Raw genomic sequence first — 20,969 nt, 5'->3', positions numbered from 1 at the left:
TGCCTGGCGCCGCAAGGCCGCGCATTCCGACGTGATGACGCAACCGGAGTGACATCGCAGTCCCTCCGTCGCGGCGCGGTCACCCTTGGGGAGGTTGGATGATGGCCGTCGCGCAGCCTGGTGTTCCTCGCATCGTGATCGTCGGCGGCGGTGCCGGCGGCCTGGAGCTCGCGACCCGGCTCGGAGACGGATACGGCCGCAAGGGGAAGCTCGACGTCACCCTGGTCGAGCGCAACCGCACCCATGTCTGGAAGCCGAAGCTGCACGAGATCGCCGCGGGCAGCATGGACCTCTCGGCGCATGAGGTTGACTATCTCGCCCAGGCCTATTGGCACGGCTTCCACTACCGCATCGGCGACATGATCGGCCTCGACCGCGACAAGCGCGAGGTGCTGGTGGCGCCCTATCTCGATGCGGAGGGGCGCGAGGTCACGCCGCGGCGGACCATCCCCTATGACGTGCTCGTCATGGCCATCGGCAGCCAGAACAATGATTTCGGCACGCCCGGTGTCGTCGACCACGCGATCAAGCTGGAATCGCAGCACGACGCCCGGCGTTTCCACGAGCGCATGGTCAACGCCTGCATCCGCGCCCACTCGCAGTCGTCGCCGATCGCCCCGCACCAGCTCAAGGTGGCGATCATCGGCGCCGGCGCGACCGGCGTCGAGCTGGCCGCCGAGCTGCATCGAACGACCCGCGAGGTGGTGGCCTATGGCCTCGACCAGGTCGACGCCGAGAAGGACATCCGGATCACGCTGATCGAAGCCGCGGGCCGGGTGTTGCCGGCCTTGCCCGAGCGGGTGTCGCGCGAGACCGAGAAGCTGCTCGCAAAGCTCGGCGTCGAGGTGCTGGTCGGCGCCAAGGTCGCCGAGGTCGGGCCCGACAAAGTGAGCCTCGCCGACGGCCGCGTCATCCCGGCGGAGCTGATCGTCTGGGCCGCCGGCGTCAAGGCGCCCGACTTCCTGAAGGACATCGCGGGGCTGGAGACCAACCGCATCAACCAGCTCGTGGTCAGCCAGACGCTGCAGACCACGCGCGACGAGCGCGTCTTCGCGATCGGCGACTGCTCGGCCTGCTCCTGGGGCGAGCGCGGCAACGTGCCGCCGCGGGCGCAGGCCGCGCATCAGCAGGCCTCGCACCTCTACAAGCAGATCCCGCGCTTCATCAGGGGCGAGCCGCTGGCGGACTACCGCTATCACGATTTCGGCTCGCTGGTGTCGCTCGGCGAGTTCAGCACCGTCGGCTCGATGATGGGCGCGCTGGTCGGCGGCAATCTGGTGTTCGAAGGCCTGTTCGCGCGGATGATGTATCTGTCGCTCTACAAGATGCACGAATACGCGCTGCACGGCTTCGCCAAGGTGACCCTGGACACGCTGGCGCGGCTGATCACCCGCCGCACCGAGCCGCACGTCAAGCTGCACTGACGAGGGTGCCCAGGGCGCGGGCGTGGCCGATTTTGTTGTCGCCTATGGCCCGGCAAGGCCTTAGACTTGCAGAACAATTGCGGATACGGCAGGCGCGGCCCGGTGCATGGGCCTGGGAGCGATGGGCCTGGAAAAGGGAATGACGGACCTTCCATTCCGGATCGGCCTCGAGCGACATCCCGACGTCACTGCGGTGGTCCGCAGGCGCGCGGGCTTGGTCGTTCGCGGAGTGATGGCGGCTGCGCTGGTCGGCACGGCGGCCTGGTTCGGCTATGCCATTGCCTTTTCCCGCGGGCTCGATCAGCGGCACGCCACGGCCCAGCAGCGGCTGGCGGTCGAGGCCGCGCAGCTCGACGGCTACCTCTCGCGCTTCGAATATCTGCCGTCGCTGCTGGAGACCTCGCCCGATGTCTTCCGGCTGCTCGGCACGCCGGACGATCGCGCGCTGCAGCAGAGCGTCAGCCTGCATCTGAAGTCGATCAATCTGCTGGCCGGCGCCGACAACCTCTATGTCCTCACCGTCGCCGGTGATGCGATCGCCGCCGCCGATTTCGACCAGCCGGGCACGCCGGTCGGCAGCAACCTGTCCTACCGGCCTTATATGCGCCAGGCGCTGGCGACCGGCCGCGGCGCGTTCTTCGGCATCGGCATCACCAGCGCGCGCGCCGGCTATTACCTGTCCTATGCCGTCAAGCAACAGGGACGGACGATCGGCGTCGCCGTCGTCAAGGTCAATCTCGATGCCTTCGAGCGCGAATGGCGCAACCGCGGTGCCGACATGCTTCTGGTCGACGCCCGCGGCGTCACCATTCTCGCCTCGCGCGACGAATGGCGCTTCCGCCCGCTGACGCCGCTCTCGGTGGATGCGCTCGAGGAAATCGCGACGTCGAAGCCCTATGGCAGTTCCAGCCTCGCGCCGCTCGGCTGGACCTTCATGGAGAGGACCGATCGCGGCGGTCAGGTCGCGACCGAGCGTGGCGCGGTCTACAGCGTCGACGAGCGTCCGCTCAACGGGCGGCAATGGCAGCTGCTGCTGCTCGACGACGAGGCGCCGATCCGGCGGACGGCCTTGATCATCGGCACGCTCTCGGGTCTCGCCAGCATCGTGGCGCTGCTGGCGGTCGGCCTGCTGGCGCAGCGACGCCGCGAGATCCGGCAGCGGCTGGCGAGCCAGGCCGCGCTGCAGGCCGCCAACGACCGGCTGGAGATCCGGGTGCAGGAGCGCACCGCCGAATTGCGCGCCGCGCAGGACGAGCTCGTCCATGCCGGCAAGCTTGCCGTGCTCGGCCAGATGTCGGCCGGCATGGTGCACGAGATCAACCAGCCGCTCGCGGCGCTGCAGACCGCCTCCGACAATGCCGTGCAATTCGTCGATCGCGGCATGATCGGCGAGGCCCGCGGCAATCTCATCCGCATCGGCGAGCTGGTTCGCCGTCTCGCGCGCCTGACCGGCCAGTTGCGCGTGTTCGCCTACAAATCGAACGCGCCGCTCGATGCCGTCGCGGTCGAGCAGGCGCTGTCCGAAACGTTCAAGATCCTCGGCGCGCGGGTGAAGGACGGCCATGTCGACGTGACCATCGATCTCGCGCCCGAGCTTCATGTCAGGGCCGATCAGATCCGGCTCGAGCAACTGCTCTGCAACATTGTCGCCAACGCGCTCGATGCCGTCGAGGGCGCCGCGCGGAAGTCCATCCACATCCGCGCCGTGCGTGAGGAGGGGCAGTGCCGGATCGCCATCGCCAACAGCGGCCCGGTGATCGCCGCCGATGTCCTGCCGCACCTGTTCGAGCCCTTCGTCACGACCAAGCCGGCCGGCAAGGGCCTCGGGCTTGGGCTCGTCATCGCCAACCACATCGCACGGTCATTCGGCGGCGAGCTGCGGGCGCGGAATCTCGAGCCGGCCGGCGCCGAGTTCATCGTGCTGCTGCCGCTGGCCGATTGAAGAGGTCCCCGCATGACTCCTGAGCAACCGGTCGGCGTGATCTATGTCGAGGACGATGAGGATGTCCGCATCGGCGCCGTCCAGGCGCTGCAGCTCGCCGGGCTCCCGGTGACGCCGTTCGCCTCCGCCGAAGCCGCCGGCGGCATCGTTCGCGCCGACATGCCGTTCGTGGTGGTCTCCGACGTGCGGCTGCGCGGCAAGAGCGGCACGGAGTGGCTGTCCGAATTGCAACGGCTCGATCCGGACCTGCCGGTCATCCTGGTCACCGGCCACGGCGACATCTCGATGGCCGTGGACGCGATGCGCAACGGCGCCTACGACTTCATCGAGAAGCCCTGTTCGTCGGAGCAGCTCGTCTCGGTGGTGCGCCGCGCGCTCGACAAGCGTCGCCTGACGCTCGAAGTCCGCACCTTGCGCTCGGCGCTCGCCGACCGCCAGGGCATCGAAGCGAGCCTGCTCGGGCGCTCGCCGCAGATCCAGGAGGTGCGCCGCCTCGTCGCCAATCTGGCCTCGACCAATGTCGACGTGACGATCTATGGCGAGACCGGCACCGGCAAGGACGTCGTCGCCCGTTGCCTGCACGCTCACAGCGCCCGGCGCGGCGGCAACTATGTCGCGGTGAATTGCGGCGGCCTGCCGGAGTCGCTGGTCGAGAGCGAATTGTTCGGCCACGAGGCCGGCGCCTTCACCGGCGCGACCAAGCAGCGGATCGGCAAGATCGAATACGCCCATGGCGGCACGCTGTTCCTCGACGAAATCGAGAGCATGCCGCTCAGCGTGCAGGTGAAGCTGCTGCGGGCGTTGCAGGACCGCTCGGTCGAGCGCGTCGGCTCCAACAAGCCTGTGGCGGTGGATTGCCGCGTGGTGGCGGCCAGCAAGGCCAATCTGTTCGAGCTCAGCGAGCAGAAGCTGTTCCGCGCCGACCTGTATTATCGTCTCGGCGTCGCCTTCATCGAGCTGCCTCCGTTGCGCGAACGCCGCGAGGACATCCCGATCCTGTTCGAGCACTTCACCCTCGAGGCCGCCAAGCGGTTCGAGCGCGACGCGCCGATCGTGAACGAGCAGACCATGTCGCTGCTGCTCGGCTACTCATGGCCGGGCAATGTGCGCGAGCTGCGCAACGTCGCCGACCGCTTCGTGCTCGGCGTGCTCGACCGCAAGGTCCTCGACCGCTCGGGCGCCGCAGGCTCCGAGCTGTCGCTGCCAAGGCAGTTGGAGAACATCGAGCGCTCGATCATCGAAGATGCGTTGCGCCGCAAGCTCGGCGACGTGCCGGCGACCGCGGCGCTGCTGAGCATTCCGAAGCAGACGCTTTACGACAAGATCAAGCGGCTCGCCGTCAAGGTCGACGGCATCCGCGAGGGCGCGCCGGCGCGGCCTCAGTCCTGACCGCGGCTGCATCGCCACCGTCGACGCCGACCACTGCGCTCACCTGGGGCAGGAAGGCCTCGTTCCATGCCGGCGATCAGGAACGAATGCCGCAGCACGCTTGTTGAAACATCATGACAGGCAGAGACACCCGCGACCTGCGCTCCGGCGCCTACGACCCCGTCAGCAAGGACGGTCTGCCGCAGCCGCAACAGGTCAAGGATGAAACGACGCCCCGCCAGCAGGAGCAGTGGGGCGCCGACGTGCGGGCCGAGCCCTTGCCCGGCACCGAGCCGGTGCTTCCCGAAGGGCTCAGGCGCGAGCGGCGTGATCCGCTCAATCGCAACACCGGTCGCCGCGACACCGGCTAGGGCATGATCCGGAAAAGTGGAAGCCGGTTTTCCGAAAAGATCATGCTCAAACAAAAGGATAAGATCATGATGCGATTCCGCGGAATCGCATCATGATCTAGGGTGCGGCGACCCAGCGTCTACTTCGCCGCGATCACCATGATCTCGACGGTGTATTGCGGCGCCGCAAGTCCGGCCTCGACCGTGGCGCGAGCCGGGGTGTTGCCGGCCGAGACCCAGCCATCCCACACGGCGTTCATTTCGCCGAACGTCTTGATGTCGGTGAGGTAGATCGTCGCCGACAACAGCTTCGACTTGTCGGTGCCGGCCTTGGCGAGGTGGCCGTCGATGATCGAGAGAATCTCCTCGGTCTGCTTGGTGACGCTTTCACCGGCCGTCTTCTGCGCGACGACGCCCGCGAGATAGACGGTATTGCCGTGAACGACGACCTGGCTCATGCGCGGGCCAATTTCGAAACGCTGGATCGACATCGAAGAACTCCTCAAAAGGTCAATTCGGAGCTTCTCCCTAGCGCGTGCGGCGCGGCAACGCCAGTCGGCTGAGGCAGGGCAGGGATGGCAATCGAACCTCTTTCCCGCCCCCTTTTACAACGTCGTGGCTGGCAATGTGCCCTCCATCGTCCTTCGAGACGCCCGCCTTTGCGGGCTCCTTAGGACGAGGCCGGAATTCGCGGCGCGGTCCATCTATCCTGCAGCACGATGCATCTCCTCATGGTGAGGAGCGCCGCTAGCGGCGCGTCTCGAACCATGAGGCCTCGACACGACCTTGCGTTGCCGGCATATCCGCAGCACACGGCCAGCGACGTTTCCGCATGACGCCGCTTCACCGCGCTGCAAAGCGGGGTTGCCCATGGGGCAGGCAAGCATGGGGCGTTTTCCGCGCTTGCACGGATATTTGAGACATGAAACATTCTCCGCGAGGTTCCTTTTTTGATGAGGCGGAGGGGCGTGATGCGGAAACGGTTGATGCTGGCGGCACTCGCGGCGATGACTTTGGTGACGAGCGCGGGGCCGACATTCGCACAGCAGACGATCCGCGTCGGCTGGACCATCCCGGCGGAAGAATCCAAATACTGGATGATGAAGCGGCCCGCCGAATTTCCGGATATCGGCAAGACCTACAACATCGAGTGGACCCAGTTCCAGGGAACGGCACCGATGACGCAGGCGCTCGCCGCCGGCGCGCTCGACTGCGCCACGCAGGCGCCGCTGTCACTCGCCAACGGCGTGGTCGGCGGCGGCCTCAAGGCCTACATCGTCGCGCAGCACGTCTATGAGAAGCCGGGCGGCTTCTCGGTCTACTGGGCGGTCAAGGACGATTCGCCGATCAAGACCATCGCCGATCTCAAGGGCAAGACGGTCGGCATCTCCGTGATCGGTGGCGGCACGCAGGGGCCGTTCAACATGCTCTTGAAGAAGGCCGGGCTCGATCCCGCCAAGGACATCAAGCTGGTCGAGGTCGGTTTCGCGGTGTCGGAGGATGCGCTGCGCCAGGGCCGTGTCGACGCCGTCAACATGAATCAGCCTTTTGCAGCGCGCGCCGAGGCCAAGGGCGGCACCCGTAAGCTGTTCTCGCTGTCCGAGGCGATGCCGAACATCGTCCACATCCTCGAGGCCTGCCGCGCCGATTTCGTCGACAAGAACCCTGAGCTGGTGAAGGCCTATGTCCGCGACATCACCGCCGGCATGAAGAAGGCGCTCGCCAACCGCGACGAGACCTTGAAGGTGGTGTCGGAGGTCATGAAGGCGCCGGTCGCCGTGATCGATACCTATCTGCTGAAAGACAATGATTTCGGCCGCGACCCGGTCGCCGCGCCGAACTTCCCGGCGATCCAGAAGATGCTCGACATCTACGCCGAGACCGGCATGCTGCCGAAGCTCGACGTCGCCCAGTTCAAGCATCCGACGATCGTCGCGCCGATCCAGTAGGCGGCTGGCGCGGAGCTCGTGTCGATGAGGAAGCTGCGCTCGCGCGTGACGGTGGAGGGGCTCGACCGCGCCCCGCACCGCGCCTTCATGCGCGCGATGGGGCTGGATGACGCCGACATCGCCAAGCCGATGATCGGTGTCGTCAGCCAGAAGGGCGAGCAGACGCCCTGCAACATGACGCACGACTTCCAGGTCGACGCGGCGAAGACGGGCATCTCGGAGGCCGGCGGCACGCCGCGCGAGTTCGCCACCGTCTCGGTCTCCGACGGCATCAGCATGAACCACGAGGGAATGAAGTTCTCTCTGTTCTCGCGCGAGCTGATCGCCGATTCGATCGAGGCCGTGGTCCACGGCCTCGCCTATGATGCGCTGATCGGCTTCGGCGGCTGCGACAAGACCTTGCCCGGCGTGATGATGGGCATGGTCCGCTGCAACGTGCCCTCGATCTTCATCTATGGCGGCAGCGCGCTGCCCGGCAAGTACCAGGGCAGGACGCTGACGGTGCTCGATTCGTATGAAGCGGTCGGCAGCTACATGACTGGCGAGATCGATGCACAGACGCTCGAAGGCATCGAGCGGTCCTGCCTGCCGACGATCGGCGCCTGCGCCGGGCAATTTACCGCCAACACCATGGGCATGCTGTCGGAGGCAATGGGCCTGTCGATGCCCAACGTCTCGATGATCCCCGGCGTTTATGCCGAGCGCGCCCACGTGGCGCGGCAGGCCGGACGCCTGATCATGCAGATGCTCGCGCGTGGCGGCCCGCTGCCGCGCGACCTCGTGACCCGGAAGGCGCTGGAGAACGGCGCGGCGATCGTCGCGGCGACCGGCGGCTCCACCAACGCGGCGCTGCATCTGCCGGCGATCGCCAATGAGGCCGGCATCCGCTTCACGCTCGACGATGTCGGCGAGGTGTTCGCGCGCACGCCGCTGATCGGCAATCTCAGGCCGGGCGGCAAGTACACCGCCAAGGACGTCTACGACATCGGCGGCGCCGCCGTGGTGATCCGCGCGCTGATCGAGAGCGGCCACATCGACGGCTCCTGCCTCACGGTGACGGGCCGCACGCTGGCCGAGGAATACGGCGCGGCCAACGCGCCGGACGGCGAGATCGTGTTCAGCCCGGCCAGGCCGATCATGGCCGACGGTGGCGTCGCCGTGCTCAAGGGCAACCTCGCGCCCGATGGCGCCGTCATCAAGGTTGCCGGCCTCAAGAACCTGGTGTTCGAGGGCCGTGCACGGGTGTTCGAAGACGAAGAGACCTGCGTCGCGGCCGTGCGCGCGCGCAACTATCAAGCCGGCGAGGTGCTGATCATCCGCAACGAAGGACCGGTCGGCGGTCCCGGCATGCGCGAGATGCTCGGTGTCACCGCGCTGATCTATGGTCAGGGCATGGGCGAGAAGGTCGCGCTGATCACCGATGGCCGCTTCTCCGGAGCCACCCGCGGCCTGTGCATCGGCTACGTCTCCCCGGAAGCCTTCGTCGGCGGTCCGCTGGCGCTGGTGCAGGATGGCGATCCGATCCGCATCGATGCGAAGGCGCGCACGCTCGACGTGCTGCTCGATGAGTCCGAGCTCGCGGCGCGTCGCAGCGCGTGGTCGCAGCGGCCGCCGCGGCACAGGGCAGGTGCACTGGCGAAATACGCGAAACTCGTTGGGCAGGCACCGCTCGGCGCCGTGACTCACGAAGGGCCGGCCGAATGGCCCTGGTTCGATCAGGACCGGGAATGATCCGCGCGTGGCGACGATTGGCAGGTTTCTTGCTAATCTGCGGCAGTCTGTCTTGCCTGATTTCACGGAGCGTTTGAGCGTGCTGCATCGGAAAGAGAAGCCGACATGGGCGTGACCCCGATCCGACCCGGCCAGCTCGCGGGCACGCCGCTCGGCCGTCGCGCGGCCACGCCGATCATCGAGATCGATCACGTGTCGCAGGTGTTCAAGACCTCGTCGCGCCGCGACCACACCGCGCTGTCGGACATTTCGCTGACGGTGGGCGAGGGCGCCTTCGTCTCGATCCTCGGGCCCTCCGGCTGCGGCAAGTCGACCTTGCTCTACATCGTCGGTGGCTTCGTCAGCCCGACCAGCGGCACCGCGAAAATGAAGGGCAAGCCGATCACCGGTCCCGGCCCCGATCGCGGCCCGGTGTTCCAGGAGTTCGCGCTCTTCCCCTGGAAGAGCGTGCTCGGCAACGTGATGTATGGTCCGCTGCAGCAGGGCAAGAAGCCGGCGAAGGCCGAGGCGCTCGCGCGGACGTTGCTCGCCATGGTCGGTCTCACCGGCTTCGAGAAATTCTATCCCAAGGAGCTCTCCGGCGGCATGAAGCAGCGCGTCGCGCTGGCGCGCACGCTGGCCTACGGGCCGGAGGTGCTGCTGATGGACGAGCCGTTCGGCGCACTCGACGCGCACACGCGCACGCGGCTGCAGAACGACCTGCTCGACATCTGGGAGCGCGACCGCAAGACGGTGCTGTTCGTGACCCACTCGGTCGAGGAAGCCGTGTTCCTGTCCGACAAGGTCGTGATGATGTCGCGCTCGCCCGGCCGCATCCGCGAGGTGATCGACATCGATCTGCCCCGGCCGCGCCGCCGCGAGGAGCTGCTGCTGGACCCGCGCTATCAGAAATACATCGTCGACATCGAGCGCATGTTCGACGATTCCGGTGACAACGAGCTGCCGTCATGAATGGACTGTCGAAGCCGCTCGCGCCGGTGCTGGCTTGCTGCGGTCTGCTCCTGGCCTGGCAGCTCGCCTCGCTCGGGCTGAAGAACGACAGCTTCCCGACCGCGCTGGAATCGCTGCGCGCGATCCCGCCGATCCTCACCGACAAGGAATCCCTGATCAACATCCTGGCCTCGCTGCGGCGGATGGCGATCGGCTTCGCGCTGGCGCTCGCCTTCTCGATTCCGCTCGGGTTGCTGATGGGGCGCAGCCGGTCGACCGCCGCCTTCTTCAATCCGCTGCTGATGCTGATCTACCCGGTGCCGAAGGCGGCGCTGATGCCGATCATCATGCTGTGGCTCGGCGTCGGCGACATTTCCAAGACGCTGGTGATCTTCCTCGGCGTCAGCCTTCCGGTGATCTACCACAGCTTCGAGGGCGCCAAGGCGGTCGAGGAGAAGATGCTGTGGTCGGGAGCGGCGATGGGTCTGTCGCCGGCCGAGCGTCTGCTGCGCATCGTCCTGCCTGCGGCCTTGCCGGAGATCCTGACCGGCTGCCGCACGGGCCTGGTGCTGGCGCTGATCACGATGGTCACCAGCGAGATGATCGCGCGGCAGTCCGGCGCCGGCAACATCCTGTTCAACGCGCTCGACATGGGCCAGTACGACACGGTGTTCGCGATGATCATCATCATCGGCGCCATGGGCATCTGCCTCGATGCGGCGTTCGAGGTCGTCAGGCGCTGGCTGGTTCGCTGGTCCGAGCCGCAGTTCGACATGCCCTTGAGCTTCTCATGACGCGCACCTCCAACGACATCCTGCTGGGCGCCGCGCCGATCGTGCTGGTCCTGCTGCTGTGGCAGGCGCTGGTGTCGTTCGGCTACGCGCCGCCGACCCTGCTGCCGCCGCCGGGGCAGGTGTTCCTGCGCATGGGTCAGCAGCTCTCGAGCGTCACCTTCCAGCAGGACATCGTGGCGACGCTGTTCCGGCTGTTCGCCGGCTTTGCGATCGCCGTGGTGCTCGGTGTTTCCCTGGGAATTGCCGCTGCGGTGAGCCCGCCCGTCAACGCCGCCGTCAAGCCCATCGTGCGCGTGCTGGCGCCGCTGCCGAAGGTCGCGCTCTATCCGGCCTTCCTGCTGCTGCTCGGCTTCGGCCACGAATCCAAGATCATGCTGGTGGCGGCGGATGCGCTGTTTCCGATCCTGCTGTCGACCTATTACGGCGCCACCACGGTCGAGCAGAAGCTGATCTGGTCGGCACTCGCAGCCGGGACGCCGCCGCGCGACGTGCTGTGGAAGGTGGTGCTGCCGGCCGCGATGCCGTCGATCCTGACCGGCTGCCGCATCGGCCTCGTGATCTCCTGCATCGTCGTGTTCCTCGCCGAGATGATCACCTCGACCGACGGGCTCGGCCATGTGCTGGTGACCGCCGCGCGCACCTTCCAGGCCGTCGACATGTTCGTGCCGCTGATCACGATCTCGCTCCTGGGCCTCATTCTCAACGCCCTGCTGCAGGGCCTGCGCGCTTACCTGCTGCGCGGCTTCCCCTCGGTCTGATACAGACAACGACAACAATCGGGAGAACGACCATGCTGGCGGATCGCATCGAGGCGAAATGGATCGACGCATTCTGCGAGATCTTCGAGCGCTGTGCCGTGAAGGTCGGCGATACCGCCGCCATCCTCTCGGAGACGCAGTCGCGCCCGCTCAACGTGCACATCGCCGAGCTGGCGCTGCTGCGCATGGGCGCGCGTCCGTTCCACGTCGTGGTGCCGACCCCGCGCAACCCCCACCCGGTGCCGGTGCGCTCGACCGGCGCGTCGGAGGCGATCGGCAAGCTCGGCCCCGTTGTGACGGCCTTGCAGCAAGCGGGCTTCGTCGTCGACTGCACCATCGAGGGCCTGATGCACGCGGTGGAGACGCCGGAGATCCTCAAAACCGGCGCGCGCATTCTCGTCATCTCCAATGAGCATCCGGAAGCGCTCGAGCGCATGCGGCCTGACTCGGCGCTGGAGAAGCGCGTGCGGGCCGCCGCCAAGATGCTGCGCGGCACGAAACGCATGCGCGTGACGTCGAAGGCCGGCACCGATCTCGACGTCGTCATGGAGGGCGCCTCGACTGTCGGCGTTTGGGGCTGGACCGACCGTCCCGGCACGCTGGCGCATTGGCCGGGCGGCATCGTCGTCAGCTTTCCCAAGAGCAAATCGGTCAACGGCACCATCGTCATGGCGCCGGGCGACATCAACCTCACCTTCAAGCGCTATCTCTCATCGCCTGTCACGATGACGCTGCGCGACGACTACATCACCGACCTGGCAGGCGAGGGCGCCGACGCCGCGATGATGCGTGCCTATCTCGCCTCCTGGGGCGACCGCGAGGCCTATGCGGTGTCGCATGTCGGCTGGGGCATGAACCCCGGCGCGCGCTACGAGGCGCTGACCATGTACGACCAGCGCGACACCAACGGCACCGAGCTGCGCGCCGTCCCCGGCAACTTCCTGTTCTCCACCGGCGCCAACGAATTCGCCGGTCGCTACACGGCGGGCCATTTCGACCTGCCGATGATGGGGACAACGATCGAGCTGGATGGGGTCGCCGTGATCAAGGAAGGCGTGTTGCAGGACGTGTTCGGGTAGAGTCCTTCGCATTCTACTGGCGAGCTGCTGGCGCGGCGGTAGTGCGCTCCCCTCCCCCTTGCGGGGAGGGGGCGGGGGTGGGGGTCCCCATGCGCTGAACTCCGTTGTGGGCGCAACTGCTCGTACACAAACCTCCACTGTGAGACGCGTAGGCCGCAACACGCCATCGGTTGATCGATGCAGGGCTCTTGCGCTCGTCACTCCAAGCACAACTCGAGGACTCCCACCCCCGACCCCTCCCCGCAAGGGGGAGGGGAGCGCACCGTCATCACGCGGTGCGGGCCGGCCCAAATGACAAGCGCCGAGACAGAATCATTCCGTTCTTCTGTTAAAAATAATCTGCTTGCTATTTTTCGGAAATTATGGTTCTCTCTCTGCATCCCGCCTCACTGCGGAGGGGCGTTGCGCGCGATCGTCACGACACGCGAGGTGGGGATGCGATGGCCGCGAGAGATCGCAGCGTCTTCTTACGAGGGCGCGGACGAACGATCGCTTGCGGACGTGAAGTCGCAGCGTCCTGATACCCCGACGCTGGTATCAAGTCGCGTCGGCCTCAGTGCCGCGCGGTGATGGTGGCCAACAAGCCCGGCGCACCAGGGAGACTGCGTATAAGCGTTAGACCCATCGCGCAGGGAATGCCGGAGTGTTCGGCTTTGCCTGTGGTACCTGCCGCCTGCATTTTTTTCGCAGGCGGGCCATGGGTGAGGCCTTCACCCGGCATTCCCTGCGCCCTCTGCATTCCCAGAGGGACGAACTCATCGCATACCTCGGGCATGATGTGCCGCGAGACTGCGCCCTCATGCCGATCGCTGTTTGAACCGTGAATCCGACCGCACCCATCGCCTCGCTGCGCGATACAGCGTCCTCTCCCCTTGCGGGAGAGGGCATCGCCGGCCCATCCTCGCACTCGATTGGGTGAGGGGTATCTCTCAGCGAGCAAAGCTCGTGGAAACATACCCCTCACCCAACCGAGCTCGCCGCACTGTCCTACATGCCCTCTCCCGCAAAGGGAGAGGGCGCATTCACGTGCACTCGCCGCGCTCAATCCACCACCGGTGGCCGGGCCAGTTTGAAATGCCTGAGCATATCGACCAGCGCTCCCAGCCGCTGCTCGCGATAGGCGGCGACGTCCATGCCGGAGTAGTCGAGGAAGCCCGAACCGGTGCGCAGGCCGATGCGGCCCTCCGCCATGTTGCGCTCGATCACCTCGGGCGCGCGGTAGCGGTCGCTACCCAGCGCACCTTCGAGATAGCGGCTGGCGTAATAGAGGATGTCGCCGCCGCCCCAGTCTATGAATTCGAGCAGGCCGAGCACGGCGTAGCGGAAGCCGAAGCCGTAGCGGATCGCCTTGTCGATCTCCTCGGCGCTGGCGACACCTTCGCCGACCATCCGCGCCGCCTCGTTCATGGCGAGCGCCTGGATGCGCGGCACGATGAAGCCCGGCGTCGCCGCGCAGACCACCGGCACCTTGCCGATGTCTTCCAGCAAAGCCTTCAGCCGCGCCGTGACGTCGGGATCTGTGGCCTTGCCCGGCGAGATCTCGACCAGCGGGATCAGATAGGCCGGGTTGAGCCAATGGGCATTGAGAAAGCGCTCGGGCCGCTCCACCGCGCCGGAGAGATCATCGACCAGGATGGTCGACGTCGTCGAGGCGATGATCACGTCCGGCGCGACCGCGCGCGACGCCGCAGCCAAGACCTCGCGCTTGAGGTCGACGATCTCCGGCACGCCTTCGAAGACGAGCGTGGTCTGCGCCAGCACGTCGCTGCTCGCGTCGGCCGGAGCCACGCTGATCTTCGCCATCAGTCTGTCGGCGTCCGCGGCCCGCAGCATCCCGAGCCGCGCCAAGGTGGCGAACGTCGCGCTGATCTCGCCGAGCGCCTCGCGCTGCAGCCTGTCGAACTCGGCCGCCGTGCGCGGCTTGATGTCGATCATGGTCACGGGATGGCCGGCATAGGCGAAAGCCACCGCGATGCCGCGCCCCATGCGGCCGGCGCCGAGGCAGGCAATATGACCGCGCGTGCTCATGCCGCGAACCCGTCGCGCAACAGCGCCTGCAGGGCGGTTCGATCGAGACCGCTAAGGCCGAGGCTGGCGAGCGTGCGTCCCGTCGCCCAAAAATCCTCGCCGCAGATTGCGCCGCCGATGGCAAGGAAAGCGCGGGCAAGCGGCACCGGCGTGCCGCTCAGCTCGGCCGCCGAGATCAGGAACGACAGGCCGAGCCGGAGATCCTCGCGCATGTAGCGGTGCTGCGTCAGCACGAGCTGCTCGCGCCAATCGCCGGAATCGGTGAGCCGATCGTGCGAGCCGCGGCCATACATCCAGATCTCGCCCTCCTTGGCGTAGTGATGCGCCAGCGGGAAATGCGGCGCGCCATAGCCGAGCGCTTCGCGCACCGCAATCCGCTCCGCATCGAGCGCATCGGTAACGCGGCGGATCGACGGTTGCGTGCCCTCCTTGTGGATGTCCCAGCGTTCGAAGTGCTCGATCGGCCCTGCATTCATCACGATCAGCGGCGGATGAATGATGCAGCCGGCATTCATCAGTGCGCCCGACAGAGCATCGCCGCACGACTCGATCACGCCAGGGAAGGCGCGGCCGATCACCGCGAGAGCGCGGTCCGCCGTCCTGAGAGGAAACACGCCGACGGGCAGCCGCTTGGCGCGGATGGTGATCGCCACTTCGAACGGGCCATGCTTGCGGGTCAGCCAGGGCAGGGTGCCGGTCTCGGCGTAGCTGACACTGGCTTTGTTGCCGGCATCGCGTGCGGCCGCCGCGAAGATCATGGTGCCGAAGGTCGCCGGCGGCAGGAATACGACCTGGCCGTCGGTCAGATGCGGCGCCAGACGGCGCGCGATGTCGGCCTGTGCGAAGGCCGGCGCCGGGCAGAGGATCAGCTCGGCACCATGGACGGCCTCGCCGACGTCGGTCGTGACCAGCGCGAGCCTGGCCTCATGCCGGCCATTGACGTCCTTGACGACGATCGTCGAGCCCGCCGCTCGATGCTGCGCGACAGCGTCCGCATCGCGGCGCCACAGCCGGACCTCGTGACCTCCGAGCGCGAAATCGCCTGCCGCTGCAAAGGAGCCGTTGCCGCCGCCGAGCACTGCAATTTTCAAGAGCGCGTCTCCGTCTCGCTTATTTCGGGGTCATCGATCTGGCGCAGCAGATGGTGCTGCACCTTGCCGAGCGCGGTGCGCGGCAGGTCGTCGACGAAAACGATGTCCCGCGGCACCTTGAAGCGCGCGAGCTGCGACTGCAGATGCGCGCGCAGGGTCTCGGCCTCAAGCGCGCAGCCCTGGCGCTTGACCACGAAGGCGACCGGCACCTCGTCCCAGCGCGGATCGGGCCGGCCGATCACGCCGCAGTCGATGACGTCGGGATGCTCGCTGAGCACACGCTCGATCTCGGCCGGATAGACGTTCTCGCCGCCCGAGATGATCATGTTGTTCTTGCGCTCGAGCACGAAGAAGTACCCCTCCGCATCGCGCTGGGCGATGTCGCCGGTGCGATACCAGCCGTCATGGATCGCCTGCTGCGTGGCTTTGGCGTTGCCCCAATATTCGAAGAACAGATTGGGCCCGCGCACGGCGATCTCGCCCGCTTTGCCCGCCGGAAGTTCGTCGCCGTCTTTGTCGATGATCTTGGCCTCGCAGCACAGCCCGGGCAGGCCGGTCGAGCCTGCGCGCGAGAGGTCGCCGCCGAGCCGCGTGTAGACCGCGATCGGACAGGTCTCGGTCGAGCCATAGACCTGCAGTACCGGCACACCGCGCGCCGTGATACGCGCGATCAGCGCCGGCGGCACGATGCTCGAGCCGGTGGCGACGGCCTTGAGCGACGACAGGTTCGCGGCGGCCCAGCCCGGATGCTCGGTGACGGCCTGGATCGTTGCAGGCACCAGCACGGTCAATGTCGGCCGGTCGTTGACGATCGCGGCCAGCGTCGAATCCGGGGTGAAGCGGGCGTGCAGCGTGACGGTGGCGCCGTGATGCAGCGCCGGCGTGGTCTGGATGTTGAGGCCGCCGACATGGAACAGCGGCAGCACCGTCAGCACGTGATCGTCGGAGGTCAGGCCATGCATGTGCTGGCTCATCACCCCGTTCCACAGCAGCGCCTCCTGCCGCAGCACTGCGCCCTTCGGCCGGCCCGTGGTGCCCGAGGTGTAGACGATCAGCAGCGGGCAGGAGAGATCGATGTGCGGGTTGCGATCGTCGCCGTGGCCACGCGCTAGGAGATCGTCGATCTGCAATCCGTTAGCCGGCGTGAAATCGATGCCGACCGGCACTGTCTCCGGGTGCTGCTCCGCTAGCGCCGGCAGCACCGGCGCAAAGGCCTGCTCCAACACCAGCACCTTGGCGGCAGCGTCCGAGAGAATGAAGACCTGTTCGGCGACTGCAAGCCGCCAGTTCAACGGCACCAGGATCGCGCCGAGCCGCGCACAGGCATAGAGCAGGACCAGATAGTCCGGCCGGTTGAGGCTCAGGATCGCGACGCGGTCGCCGCGCCCGACGCCGAACTCGGACTTGAGCGCGCGCGCCATCAGCGCGATGCGCGCGCTGAAATCGGCATAGCTCAGCGTCGCGCCTTCGAAGTGGATCGCCGGCTTGTCCGGCGTGAACGCCGCGTTGCGCTCGATCAGGTTGCAGAGGTCCACGCTCAGTCGTCCGTCTCGCCGGGCTCGTACAGTGCCTCGCGGCCGATGCGGTCGAGGCACAATTCGGCGGTCCAGGGCAGCATCAGGGAGCCGCAACGGCTGTCGCGATAGATGCGCTCCAGCGGCAGCGTCTTGAGCATCGACTGTCCGCCGCAGGTGCGGATGGCGAGCGCCGCCAGGTCATTGGCCCCCTCCATCACCGAGTATTGCGCCGCATAGGCGCGCAGCACCTGCTCCTTGGTCGGATTAGCGCGCGCCTCGGTCACCGCCTGGAACCAGATGCCCTTGATCTGCTCCAGCTTGATCTGCATCTGCGCCACCGCGATCTGCTTGGTCGGATACATCCGCCGCTTGACCGGCGGCATGCCGGGCACCTCGCCGCGCAGATATTTGACGGTGAAGTCGTAGGCGGCCTGCGCCAGGCCCATATAGGTCGGCGACAACGTCATGAACATGTGCGGCCAGCGCATGGCCGCCTGGAAGTAGACGCCGCGCGGCATCAAGGCGGCGTCCTCCGCGACGAAGACATCCTTGAACAGCAGCGTGCGTGACACCGTGCCGCGCATGCCCAGCGGATCCCAGTCGCCGACGACGGAGACGCCCTCCGTTTTCGCCGGCACCGCGAGATAGAGCGTGTTGCGGCGGGACGCCTTCTCGCCCTCGCTGACCTCGGTGCATAGCACACCATAATAATCCGCGTGTCCGGCAAGCGAGGCGAAGATCTTCTTGCCGTTGATCAGCCAGCCGCCATTGACCGGCTTGGCCTCGGTGCCGAAGGCGACGCCGCCCGCCGCGGCTGCGCCGCCTTCCGAGAACGGTTGCGAGTAGATCGCGCCGTCCTCGACGATGCGCTTGTAGTGGATCGCGCGCCGCCGCTCATGCTCGGCGCGGACGTCGTCCTCCATGTCGAGGTCGTCGGCGAGCGGTCCGGACCATAAGGTCGAGCAAACGTGCATGTTCCAGGTCAGCGCGGTCGCGCCGCAATAGCGGCCGATCTCGGCGGCGGTGAGTGCATAGGTCTGGTAGCCGGCGCCGAGGCCGCCGAGAGCCTTGGGAACGGAGATGCCGAGCAGGCCGGCGCGATGCAGGTCCTTGTAGTTCTCAGTCGGAAAGCTCGCCTCGCGATCCCAGGTCGCGGCGCGGCCCGCCAGCACGCTCTGTCCGAGTTGCCGAGCGCGAGTGATGATGTCGGCCTGCTCAGCGGTCAGCCGGTACGCGGCCGGATCGAACATCGGGGCGTCGAGCGCCTCACGGGATGCCGTCGCCGTCTTCTGGACCTGAATGGTCATTGTGCCTCCGCTGCCGTCGTTGTCGCGTGCGCCTTCAGAAAGGCGTCGAGCGCAGTGTTGAATTCGCCGGGCCGTTCGAGATTGACGAGATGGCCGGCGCCTTGGATCTCGACATAGCTCGACGCGGGAATGAAGCTCGCCATCTTCTCCATCATCGGCGCCGGTGCGTTACGATCCTTCGATCCCGAGAGCACCAGCGTCGGCACCTTGATGTCCCTCAAGGCTTGTCGCCGGTCGAAACCGAGCAGGGCCAGCATGCTCGAGCGATAGCTTGCCTCGGGCACGCCGGCCATGCAGGAGGTTGCAATTTCAAGGCCGTGCGGATCGGGATCGTCGCCGACCAACTCCTCGACCAGGCCCGACGCCAATGACGCCATCGTCGCTCCGCGATCCAGCGGGCCGAGGCGGGCCTCGATGAACGATTTCTGCCAGTCGCCGTCGGCCTTGCCGAATGCCGGGCTGGTCTGAGCCAACACCACGGCCGACGCGGCCTGTGGATGCATCGTCAACCATTCCTGTACGATCATTCCGCCGATGGAATGACCAACGAGGATCGGCTGCTTGGCGCCGATCTGAATCAGGAAGTCTTGGAGCGCAGCGGCGAGCGTGGTGATGCTGACCATGTCGAGCCGGGCGGATCGGCCATAGCCCGGCATGTCCCAGGCCACCGCATGGCAGCGCTCGCCGAAATAATCGAGCTGACCACGCCAGGCGCGCGCGGCGCCACCGATGCCGTGCAGGAACACAACGCTCTGTTGCTCGGGCGTCCCCGATGCCTCGTAGCCGAAGCGGCCGTCCTTCGTGGTAACGATTTGCGACGCAGGCACGCAGACCTCCGAGATATGCCCGAGGCCGCTACGTTGCTCGCTCCAGGCCCTTGAACGCTAGTCGCGGTAAACGAGGTGTCAAGCCGCTTCCGGCGTGTTGTTGCAAAAATTTGAAGTTTAAAATAACTTCTCCGTCGAGACGAGCCAACGAAATCAGAGGAGGCGCACGCATGTCCGGACTTCCGCAAGCCGCGCATGCGATGGTGACCGGGGGCGGGCGCGGCATTGGCCGCGAAATCGCGCGCGCCTTGAAGCTTGCGGGCGCAACCGTGACGATCGTCGGTCGCAACCGCGCAACGCTCGATGAGGCGATCGCGGCCGGATGCGCAGATCACGCCGCAATCGCCGATGTTGCCGATCCGGCGGCGCTCAATGCCGCAGCCGCAAGCGCCGCCGCGCATCAGCCGATCGACATTCTGGTTGCCAATGCGGGAAGCGCAGAATCGGCGCCGTTCCTGAAATCCGACACCGCGCTGTTCCACCGCATGATGGACATCAACTTCATGGGCGTCGTACACGCCGTGCAGGCGGTGCTGCCGGCGATGAAGGGCAGGCCCTATGGCAGGATTGTCGCAGTGGCGTCTACCGCGGGCCTCAAGGGCTATCCCTATGTCAGCGCGTACACCGCGGCCAAGCATGCGGTCGTCGGCCTCACGCGATCGCTGGCGCTGGAGCTGGCCGCGACGCGCGTCACGGTCAATGCCGTGTGTCCCGGCTTTACCGATACCGATCTTGTCGCGGAAAGCGTCGACAACATCATGAAAAAGACCGGCCGCAGCCGGGAGCAAGCGATCGCCGAGCTTGCCAAGCACAATCCGCAGGGGCGTCTCATCATGCCGCAGGAGGTTGCCGACACTGTGCTGTGGCTGTGCGGCAGCGGTGCCGGTGCGATCACGGGGCAGGCGATCGCGGTTGCCGGCGGCGAAGTGTGAGCCGCAGCGCCCTGGCCTAACGAAAACAGTTGAACAGAGGGAACTTACATGTCGAGACCGGCCAACCCAGTCACCGTGCCGCTGGCGGACTACAAGCCCAGCCATTTCCTGCTTACGGTCAAGGATCGCGTCGCGACCGTGACGTTGAACCGGCCCGAGCGCAAGAATCCGCTGACGTTCGAGAGCTATCGCGAGCTGACCGATTTCTTCCGGGCCTGTGCCTTCGACGATGAGGTCAAGGCGGTGGTCGTGACCGGCGCCGGCGGCAACTTCTCGTCCGGCGGCGATGTGTTCGAGATCATCGGTCCGCTGGTGAAGATGGACACCAAGGGTCTCACCGCCTTCACCCGCATGACCGGCGACCTGGTCAAGGCGATGCGCGCCTGTCCGCAGCCGATCGTCGCCGCCGTCGAGGGCATCTGCGCCGGTGCCGGCGCCATCGTCGCGATGGCCTCCGACATTCGTCTCGCAGCGACCGGCGCCAAGGTAGCGTTCCTGTTCAACAAGGTCGGTCTTGCCGGCTGCGACATGGGCGCCTGCGCGATCCTGCCGCGCATCATCGGCCAGTCGCGTGCGTCCGAACTGCTCTACACTGGCCGCTTCATGAGCGCGGACGAGGGCGAGCGCTGGGGCTTCTTCAGCCGCACCGTCGCGCCCGCCGACGTGCTGGGGCAGGCCGTGACACTGGCAACAGAGATCGCGAACGGCCCGACCTTTGCCAACACGATGACCAAGCGCATGCTGGCGATGGAATGGGCGATGTCGGTCGAGGAGGCGATCGAGGCGGAGGCAGTTGCCCAGGCCTTGTGCATGACGACAGAGGATTTCAACCGCGCCTTCGAAGCGTTCGCCGCCAAGTCCAAACCGGTCTTCCAGGGCAATTGAGCGGCCGCGGGAACCAAAGGGACTTGCCAGGAGATATTTTAGGTCTAAAATAATTTT

General features: G+C 66.6%; 18 protein-coding genes. 12 read left to right on the top strand and 6 right to left on the bottom strand.

Annotation, left to right across the window (positions count from 1 at the left end; genetic code table 11):
* Positions 1-101: 101 nt before the first annotated feature.
* The 4 genes from ACQR1F_RS25095 to ACQR1F_RS25080 all read left to right on the top strand — a co-directional run bounded on the left by ACQR1F_RS25095 (position 102) and on the right by ACQR1F_RS25080 (position 5,105).
* Entirely contained in the window at positions 102-1,424 is a 1,323-nt protein-coding gene (locus ACQR1F_RS25095) for an NAD(P)/FAD-dependent oxidoreductase (protein ID WP_434914080.1), read from the top strand.
* A 139-nt stretch (positions 1,425-1,563) separates the two neighbouring features.
* Positions 1,564-3,366 carry a sensor histidine kinase gene (locus ACQR1F_RS25090; RefSeq protein ID WP_434914048.1) on the top strand — a complete coding sequence of 601 codons (1,803 nt, stop codon included), beginning with the start codon at positions 1,564-1,566 and terminating at the stop codon, positions 3,364-3,366.
* Between the two features lie 12 nt (positions 3,367-3,378).
* Positions 3,379-4,755, top strand: a complete 1,377-nt coding sequence (locus ACQR1F_RS25085; protein WP_434914047.1) for a sigma-54-dependent transcriptional regulator — start codon at positions 3,379-3,381, stop codon at positions 4,753-4,755.
* Positions 4,756-4,868: 113 nt separating this feature from the next.
* Positions 4,869-5,105: a hypothetical protein gene (locus tag ACQR1F_RS25080; RefSeq protein ID WP_316218442.1), complete on the top strand. Its 237-nt coding sequence runs from the start codon at positions 4,869-4,871 to the stop codon at positions 5,103-5,105.
* 119 nt (positions 5,106-5,224) lie between these two features.
* On the opposite strand, the gene ACQR1F_RS25075 is transcribed toward ACQR1F_RS25080, so the two are convergent.
* Positions 5,225-5,575, bottom strand: a complete 351-nt coding sequence (locus ACQR1F_RS25075) for a RidA family protein (RefSeq protein ID WP_315715601.1) — start codon at positions 5,573-5,575, stop codon at positions 5,225-5,227.
* Positions 5,576-6,055: 480 nt separating this feature from the next.
* Here ACQR1F_RS25075 and ACQR1F_RS25070 point away from each other — a divergent pair, with 480 nt between their 5' ends.
* The 6 genes from ACQR1F_RS25070 (at position 6,056) to ACQR1F_RS25045 (ending at position 12,325) form a co-directional block, all read left to right on the top strand.
* Positions 6,056-7,033, top strand: a complete 978-nt coding sequence (locus ACQR1F_RS25070; RefSeq protein ID WP_315802406.1) for an ABC transporter substrate-binding protein — start codon at positions 6,056-6,058, stop codon at positions 7,031-7,033.
* Between the two features lie 24 nt (positions 7,034-7,057).
* Positions 7,058-8,764 (top strand): dihydroxy-acid dehydratase, encoded by a 1,707-nt coding sequence (gene ilvD / locus ACQR1F_RS25065; protein ID WP_434914046.1) that lies wholly within the window; start codon positions 7,058-7,060, stop codon positions 8,762-8,764.
* Between the two features lie 105 nt (positions 8,765-8,869).
* Entirely contained in the window at positions 8,870-9,715 is an 846-nt protein-coding gene (locus ACQR1F_RS25060; RefSeq protein ID WP_315802408.1) for an ABC transporter ATP-binding protein, read from the top strand.
* Positions 9,712-10,488, top strand: coding sequence for an ABC transporter permease (locus tag ACQR1F_RS25055; protein WP_315802409.1), 777 nt, complete (start codon positions 9,712-9,714; stop codon positions 10,486-10,488). Before ACQR1F_RS25060 ends, ACQR1F_RS25055 begins: the two co-directional genes overlap by 4 nt.
* Complete coding sequence (locus ACQR1F_RS25050) at positions 10,485-11,246, top strand: ABC transporter permease (RefSeq protein ID WP_315802410.1); 762 nt, start codon at positions 10,485-10,487, stop codon at positions 11,244-11,246. The genes ACQR1F_RS25055 and ACQR1F_RS25050 overlap by 4 nt, the downstream gene beginning before the upstream one ends.
* Positions 11,247-11,278: 32 nt before the next feature.
* Positions 11,279-12,325 (top strand): peptidase M29, encoded by a 1,047-nt coding sequence (locus tag ACQR1F_RS25045; RefSeq protein WP_434914045.1) that lies wholly within the window; start codon positions 11,279-11,281, stop codon positions 12,323-12,325.
* A gap of 1,041 nt (positions 12,326-13,366) precedes the next feature.
* On the opposite strand, the gene ACQR1F_RS25040 is transcribed toward ACQR1F_RS25045, so the two are convergent.
* From ACQR1F_RS25040 to ACQR1F_RS25020, 5 genes are read right to left on the bottom strand one after another with little or no spacing between them, the layout of a single operon-like run.
* Positions 13,367-14,353 carry a 3-hydroxybutyryl-CoA dehydrogenase gene (locus ACQR1F_RS25040; protein WP_434914044.1) on the bottom strand — a complete coding sequence of 329 codons (987 nt, stop codon included), beginning with the start codon at positions 14,351-14,353 and terminating at the stop codon, positions 13,367-13,369.
* Positions 14,350-15,444, bottom strand: a complete 1,095-nt coding sequence (locus ACQR1F_RS25035) for an NAD/NADP octopine/nopaline dehydrogenase family protein (RefSeq protein ID WP_434914043.1) — start codon at positions 15,442-15,444, stop codon at positions 14,350-14,352. Before ACQR1F_RS25035 ends, ACQR1F_RS25040 begins: the two co-directional genes overlap by 4 nt.
* Positions 15,441-16,979 (bottom strand): class I adenylate-forming enzyme family protein, encoded by a 1,539-nt coding sequence (locus ACQR1F_RS25030; RefSeq protein WP_434914042.1) that lies wholly within the window; start codon positions 16,977-16,979, stop codon positions 15,441-15,443. The genes ACQR1F_RS25035 and ACQR1F_RS25030 overlap by 4 nt, the downstream gene beginning before the upstream one ends.
* Positions 16,980-16,981: 2 nt before the next feature.
* Positions 16,982-18,268, bottom strand: a complete 1,287-nt coding sequence (locus ACQR1F_RS25025; protein WP_434873914.1) for an acyl-CoA dehydrogenase family protein — start codon at positions 18,266-18,268, stop codon at positions 16,982-16,984.
* On the bottom strand, positions 18,265-19,095 hold the full coding sequence (locus ACQR1F_RS25020; protein ID WP_434882183.1) for an alpha/beta fold hydrolase: 831 nt from the start codon (positions 19,093-19,095) through the stop codon (positions 18,265-18,267). Before ACQR1F_RS25020 ends, ACQR1F_RS25025 begins: the two co-directional genes overlap by 4 nt.
* A gap of 170 nt (positions 19,096-19,265) precedes the next feature.
* Here ACQR1F_RS25020 and ACQR1F_RS25015 point away from each other — a divergent pair, with 170 nt between their 5' ends.
* Together ACQR1F_RS25015 and ACQR1F_RS25010 are read left to right on the top strand one after the other, a co-directional pair.
* Positions 19,266-20,027, top strand: a complete 762-nt coding sequence (locus ACQR1F_RS25015) for an SDR family NAD(P)-dependent oxidoreductase (RefSeq protein WP_315802545.1) — start codon at positions 19,266-19,268, stop codon at positions 20,025-20,027.
* A gap of 48 nt (positions 20,028-20,075) precedes the next feature.
* On the top strand, positions 20,076-20,912 hold the full coding sequence (locus tag ACQR1F_RS25010) for an enoyl-CoA hydratase family protein (protein WP_315802417.1): 837 nt from the start codon (positions 20,076-20,078) through the stop codon (positions 20,910-20,912).
* The last annotated feature ends 57 nt before the right edge of the window (positions 20,913-20,969 follow it).

This window comes from Bradyrhizobium sp. HKCCYLS3013 (assembly GCF_051167615.1).
Taxonomy (GTDB): domain Bacteria; phylum Pseudomonadota; class Alphaproteobacteria; order Rhizobiales; family Xanthobacteraceae; genus Bradyrhizobium.
The sequence above is the reverse complement of the archived record's forward strand: the minus strand, read 5'-3'. Positions and strand labels throughout refer to the sequence as shown.

Bases quoted from the DNA above. Each gene is read 5' to 3' on its own strand.
- ACQR1F_RS25080 (WP_316218442.1), top strand. From the start codon at position 4,869: ATGACAGGCAGAGACACCCGCGACCTGCGCTCCGGCGCCTACGACCCC.
- ACQR1F_RS25050 (WP_315802410.1), top strand. From the start codon at position 10,485: ATGACGCGCACCTCCAACGACATCCTGCTGGGCGCCGCGCCGATCGTG.
- ACQR1F_RS25095 (WP_434914080.1), top strand. From the start codon at position 102: ATGGCCGTCGCGCAGCCTGGTGTTCCTCGCATCGTGATCGTCGGCGGC.
- ACQR1F_RS25010 (WP_315802417.1), top strand. From the start codon at position 20,076: ATGTCGAGACCGGCCAACCCAGTCACCGTGCCGCTGGCGGACTACAAG.
- ACQR1F_RS25075 (WP_315715601.1), bottom strand. From the start codon at position 5,575: ATGTCGATCCAGCGTTTCGAAATTGGCCCGCGCATGAGCCAGGTCGTC.
- ACQR1F_RS25060 (WP_315802408.1), top strand. From the start codon at position 8,870: ATGGGCGTGACCCCGATCCGACCCGGCCAGCTCGCGGGCACGCCGCTC.
- ACQR1F_RS25025 (WP_434873914.1), bottom strand. From the start codon at position 18,268: ATGACCATTCAGGTCCAGAAGACGGCGACGGCATCCCGTGAGGCGCTC.
- ACQR1F_RS25090 (WP_434914048.1), top strand. From the start codon at position 1,564: ATGACGGACCTTCCATTCCGGATCGGCCTCGAGCGACATCCCGACGTC.
- ACQR1F_RS25045 (WP_434914045.1), top strand. From the start codon at position 11,279: ATGCTGGCGGATCGCATCGAGGCGAAATGGATCGACGCATTCTGCGAG.
- ACQR1F_RS25055 (WP_315802409.1), top strand. From the start codon at position 9,712: ATGAATGGACTGTCGAAGCCGCTCGCGCCGGTGCTGGCTTGCTGCGGT.
- ACQR1F_RS25070 (WP_315802406.1), top strand. From the start codon at position 6,056: ATGCGGAAACGGTTGATGCTGGCGGCACTCGCGGCGATGACTTTGGTG.
- ACQR1F_RS25040 (WP_434914044.1), bottom strand. From the start codon at position 14,353: ATGAGCACGCGCGGTCATATTGCCTGCCTCGGCGCCGGCCGCATGGGG.
- ACQR1F_RS25015 (WP_315802545.1), top strand. From the start codon at position 19,266: ATGTCCGGACTTCCGCAAGCCGCGCATGCGATGGTGACCGGGGGCGGG.
- ilvD (WP_434914046.1), top strand. From the start codon at position 7,058: ATGAGGAAGCTGCGCTCGCGCGTGACGGTGGAGGGGCTCGACCGCGCC.
- ACQR1F_RS25085 (WP_434914047.1), top strand. From the start codon at position 3,379: ATGACTCCTGAGCAACCGGTCGGCGTGATCTATGTCGAGGACGATGAG.